Origin of the sequence: Bradyrhizobium sp. STM 3809 (assembly GCF_000239795.1) — a bacterium.
GTDB lineage: Bacteria > Pseudomonadota > Alphaproteobacteria > Rhizobiales > Xanthobacteraceae > Bradyrhizobium.
This window is the reverse complement of sequence record NZ_CAFJ01000315.1, coordinates 1-4,934: the sequence shown is the minus strand read 5'-3', so window position 1 is coordinate 4,934 and position 4,934 is coordinate 1. Positions and strand designations below refer to the sequence as shown.

Annotated in this window: 6 protein-coding genes; 3 read left to right on the top strand and 3 right to left on the bottom strand. The window is 67.0% G+C overall.

Annotated elements, in window-relative coordinates; all coding sequences use genetic code 11:
- A partial coding sequence (gene radA / locus BRAS3809_RS17605; protein WP_035656616.1) for a DNA repair protein RadA occupies positions 1–1,045 on the bottom strand: 1,045 nt, incomplete at its 3' end.
- A gap of 19 nt (positions 1,046–1,064) precedes the next feature.
- Complete coding sequence (locus BRAS3809_RS17600; RefSeq protein ID WP_008963448.1) at positions 1,065–1,790, bottom strand: sulfite exporter TauE/SafE family protein; 726 nt, start codon at positions 1,788–1,790, stop codon at positions 1,065–1,067.
- 263 nt (positions 1,791–2,053) lie between these two features.
- On the opposite strand from BRAS3809_RS17600, the gene BRAS3809_RS17595 reads away from it, so the two are divergent.
- The gene (locus BRAS3809_RS17595; protein ID WP_008963447.1) at positions 2,054–2,347 is read left to right on the top strand and encodes a hypothetical protein; all 294 of its coding nucleotides are present in this window, start codon (positions 2,054–2,056) and stop codon (positions 2,345–2,347) included.
- Here the strand turns inward: BRAS3809_RS17595 and BRAS3809_RS17590 are convergent.
- The gene (locus tag BRAS3809_RS17590; RefSeq protein ID WP_008963446.1) at positions 2,339–3,322 is read right to left on the bottom strand and encodes a helix-turn-helix domain-containing protein; all 984 of its coding nucleotides are present in this window, start codon (positions 3,320–3,322) and stop codon (positions 2,339–2,341) included. The genes BRAS3809_RS17595 and BRAS3809_RS17590 overlap by 9 nt on opposite strands.
- 104 nt (positions 3,323–3,426) lie before the next feature.
- On the opposite strand from BRAS3809_RS17590, the gene BRAS3809_RS17585 reads away from it, so the two are divergent.
- A complete protein-coding gene (locus tag BRAS3809_RS17585; protein WP_035656609.1) occupies positions 3,427–4,152 on the top strand; it encodes an alpha/beta hydrolase in 726 nt (241 codons plus the stop codon).
- 161 nt (positions 4,153–4,313) lie between these two features.
- A complete protein-coding gene (locus BRAS3809_RS17580) occupies positions 4,314–4,808 on the top strand; it encodes a hypothetical protein (protein WP_008963444.1) in 495 nt (164 codons plus the stop codon).
- Positions 4,809–4,934: the final 126 nt, after the last annotated feature.

The following is a 4,934-nucleotide window of genomic DNA, read 5'->3' as shown; positions in this document are numbered from 1 at the left end:
TGACGCCGCAATGCGCCTCCAGCACCGCCAGCACCATCGACAGCCGGCTCGGATCCCAGCCGACCACGGCGCGGCGCGGCGTGCCGAGCGAGGTCGGCGCGACCAGCGCCTGCATTTCGACCAGAACGGGGCGGGTGCCCTCGATCCCGGCGAATACGGCGGTGCCGGGGCTGCCGAGATCGCGCTCGGACAGGAACAGCTCGGAGGGGTTGGTGACCTCGCGTAAACCCAATCCCGTCATTTCGAACACGCCGATCTCGTCGGTCGGGCCGAAGCGGTTCTTCACCGCCCTGAGGATGCGGAACTGCTGCGAGCCCTCGCCCTCGAACGACAATACGGCGTCGACCATGTGCTCGACGACGCGGGGACCGGCAATCTGACCGTCCTTGGTGACGTGGCCGACCAGGATGATGGCCGCGCCGGATTTCTTGGCGAAGCGAATCAGCGCCTGCGCGGACGCTCTCACCTGCGTGACCGTTCCCGGCGCCGATTCGACCGTGTCGGTCCACATCGTCTGGATCGAATCGATCACGATCAGCCGGGGCACCGCGCCCTCGGAGAGGGTCGAGATGATGTCCTCGACCGAGGTTTCCGACGCCAGCTGCACCGGCGCGTCCGCCAGCCCCAGCCGCTCGGCGCGCAATCGCACCTGGGCGACGGCTTCCTCGCCGGAGATGTAGACGGCGCGATGGCCGGCGCGCGCCATCATCGCGGTGGCCTGGGTCAGCAAGGTCGATTTGCCGATGCCGGGATCACCGCCGACCAGCAGGATCGAGCCGCGCACGAAACCGCCGCCGGTGACGCGGTCGAGCTCGGTCATCCCCGACGACAGCCGCGGCGCGTCGATGGTCTTGCCGGTCAGCGATTCCAGCTGGAAGGTGCGGCCCTTGCGCTTGGAGCGCAGCGACACCGGCGCCGAGGTCGCGCCCGTGGTGTCCTCTTCCGCCAGCGTGTTCCACTCGCCGCAGGCCTCGCATTTGCCCTGCCAGCGCGAATAGGCCGCGCCGCAGTTCTGGCAGACGAAGGAGAGCGTGGACTTGGCCATGTCGGGAGAATCGATGCGGTCAGGAGTGGGTGGCGTTCCATAACATACTTAAGGACGCGGCCAGCATGATGCCATCCATCACCAGCCGGAACACGTCCGGCTTCATGTGCAGCACGAAGCGCTTGGCCACGAAGGCGCCGGCCATCAGCGAGCCGCCCGCGATCAGGCCCTTCAGCAAAATATCGGGCGTCAGCGCGCCGAAGCGCTGGAAGGTGATGGACTTCGACACATAAAGCCCGAGCGAGCTCGCAGCCTCGGTGGCCAGGAAGGCGCCCTTCGACAGGCCGTAGAACAGGAACAGCGGCACGCTGAGCGGGCCGGTCGAGACCACGATGCCGGTCAGAAATCCGATCACCGCGCCGCCGATGGCCAGATGCCAGAGATTGGCCTTGAGGTCGTGCCGGGCGAGCCAATGCCGTGCCGGCACCATGGCCATGAGAAACAGCCCGATCGTGATGTCGACGGCCTGCGACGGCAGGATGAGAAGCGTGCGCGCGCCGAGCGCCGCGGCCGGGATGCCGGTCACCGAATAGGCCGCGCAGGCGCGCCAGTCGACCTCGCGCCACCACGCCAGGATGCGCGACAGGTTGGCCATCACGGCGGCCACCGCCATGATCGGCACGGCCTCCTTCGGCCCGTACTCATAGGCCAGCACCGGCATCAGCATGATCGACGAGCCGGTGCCGACGATGCCGGACAAGGTGCCGGCGACAAGGCCGACGGCGAGGACGAACAGGAAGCCCACGATGTCGTTCTCCGCGGCGCATGGTTCGGTGACGTCATTCCGGGGCAGCCCCAAAGGGGCTGAACCCGGAATCTCGAGATGGCTTCGTCACCTCGAGATTCCGGGTTCGATGCTTCGCATCGCCCCGGAATGACGTTGAGGCTGTCTATGCTTAACCGCAGGTTCGGGCCGATTCGAAATCCCCGATGATTGTGCGTCTGCACCTTTAAAAGTTGAAGCGTATTCGTCGCATCACGGGCTGAGTTTCCGCAAGCGAGGCGACGATGAGCCGAGAGCCGACATCCGCACACGCGCAACCGCACATGGCTGCCGCGGGCTTCCCCTGGCTGGCCGGGGCCATGCTGGCGGTCGAGGCGAGCGAGGTGATCCGGCTGCGGCTGGAAAAGTTCGCGCGCGGCGATCAGGACGCGCCGTTTGAAGCGCAACTGATGGTCGGCGAGAAGATCGCGGCAGCGTTCGAGGCCGCCGCAAGCCTGTGTGCCGGCGCGTCCGCCGCAGCCATCGTCGGCCGCTACCGCGAGCACGTCGCGGCGAATGCGCGACGGCTGTCAGCCTGAGCCCGATTGCGCGCGCCAGTCGCGCGGGCGCGTGCCGAAGCGCTGCTTGAAGCGGCGCGTGAAATGCGACAGGTCCGAAAAGCCCCAGTCGAACGCGATGCGGCCGATGTCGCGGCCCGCGCAGGCGGGATCGCGCAGGTCGCGCGCCACGCCGTCCAGCCGTCGCGCGATCACCAGTTCGGAGAAGCTGGTGCCGGCGCGCGCCAGCAGCTTGTGCACGTAGCGCTCGCTGATCCCGACGGCCGAGGCGATCGCCGCCACCGTCAGGCCGGGCTCGCGCAAGCGCTCGTGAATGGCGCGGCGCAACGCCAGGGTCGTCGCATCGGCAAATGATGCGGTGGCGTGCGCCTCGCGCCGGCCGCCGCGCGACACGCTCAGCGCGACGAGATCGAGCAGCACGTCGAACAGCGCGGTGGCGTCGCCGGGCGCGAGCCGCAGCGCGTTGGCGTTGAGCGAGCGCGCGGTCTCCACGATCAGCGCGCCGAGGCAGGGATCGTCGGACAGCCGCGTCGGCACGATCTCCGGCACGGCGGGACGACGCGCGAACAGCGCATCGGCCGGGACGCGAAACGAGATCACGCCGAGCGCCGGCCCGCGATCGTGCCGCAGCTCGAAGGTGCGGTCGCTGTCGAAGATGCCGACCTGTCCGGCCGACAGGCTGACCTCGTGCTCGTCCTGCAAGATCGTGCAGCGGCCGGCGAGCTTGAGGTTCAAGTAGAAGCAGCGCTGATCGGAGGCGGCAATGTCGGTGCGCGAGCGGCGAACGATGTGCTCGGGAAACGTGACGCGGTTGATGGCGCCGCTGCCGAGCCCGATATGCTGCACCTCCGCCGCAAAGCCGGTGCCGCGCGCCGGCTCCGGCGTGAGGTTCATGAAGGCCTGGCAGATCGCTTCGCGGTAAAAGGAGAATTGCTCCGCCGGCCGCACCATGGCCGTATTCCAGCTCCGCTGACGTTCCGGCTCCGCGCCAGTCATCGGTTCACTCCGAGACCATTTGGGTTCAGTCGCAGCCAAGCGCGGCGAACGCCGTGCGGCCAATCTTCCTTGCACCGTCCCTCATCGTGCAAAGGAACACCACCATGTCAACCTACGTCCTGGTCCACGGCGCCTGGCATACCGGCGCCGAGCTCGAGCCGGTCGCTGCACCGATCCGCGCCGCCGGCCACACCGTGCATCTGCCGACCATCCGCGGCAACCGTCCCGGCGACGCCAAGACGTCCGGCCTCGATGAGGCGATCAGCTCGATCGTCGATTACTTCACCGCGCACGACATCACCGACGCCGTGCTGATGGGCCATTCCTATGGCGGCATGGTCATCACCGGCGTTGCCGATCGCATCCCCGAGCGCATCCGCCGGCTGATCTACTGGAATGCGTTCGTGCCCAATGACGGCGAGTGCCTGAACGACATGGTGCCGCCGCACTACGTCGCGCTGTTCGATGCCGTCAGCAAAGAGCGCGGCGACGGCTCGGTGGTGCTGCCGTTCCCGATCTGGCGCGAAGCGTTCATCAACGATGCCGATCTGGCGACCGCGACGCGCACCTATGAGATGCTCAATCCGCATCCGAACAAGACCTTCACGGATGCGATCAAGCTGAAGACCAACCCCGCCGAGATGGGACTCGCAAAGTCCTACATCAACTGTACCGAGGACACGGCGCTGCCGCACAGCCTGCCATGGCATCCGCGTCTGTCCGGCAAGCTCGGCCTGTTCCGGCTGGTGCAGGTGCCCGGCAGCCACGAGCTGTGCTTCTCCGATCCGGCGCGGCTGGCGCAGGCGATCATGGATGCGGGCCGCGACTGATAGGACAGGAGGGCTGACCGTCAGCCGTGCAGCGAATGGAGGCATAAATTCCTGGTTGTGATCCGCCTCACATTCGCCGGGGCTGAGACCTGCAAGATTAATCTCCGATGAACGGACCCGGTTGGTCAGCAAGCCCCTGCGAAACATCGGAGAACGCAGTCATGACCCAGCTCCATTTGACGTCGTCGTCCAAGGTTCTGTCCAACAAGGCCATCAGCGCCAAGCCCGGCGTGTCGAAAACGAGCTGGCTCGCCATGGCCGCCGGCGCGATCACCACGGTGTTCGCGGCGATCGGCGCCGTGAACAGCGTCATTCCGGCGGCGTCGAACATCGGCGCGACGGTGCTCGACACGCTGAACGTCCCGGCCTGCCTGTCCTATCCAGACCGCTTCGGCGGCACGCAGAGCAGCTTCCGCAAGGAAGGCAACATCTGGCGCGAATATCCGCGCGGTTCGGAGACCTTCAGCTACGAGTTCAAGGAGATCCGCCGCACCCGCCAGGAGATCATGCTGTGGAACGTGACGCCGCGGCCGAACGTGCCGGATGCCGCGAGCCTCGTCGTGCATCTGCCGGTGTGCGGCGGCACCGCCATGCTGACCGAGGGCCTGCCGGAGCGCTCGACCAAGCTCGAGGAGATCTGGCCGGATCGCGGCTGAGCCGGTCTCGAGATCACCTTCTGTTTGTTCGTTCTGTTTGTTGGCTTATTGCCCGTACCACTTTCGCTCCTCCCCCTGAGGAGACCGCCGCAGGCGGTCGTCTCGAAGGGCGAGGCCCGTATCAGG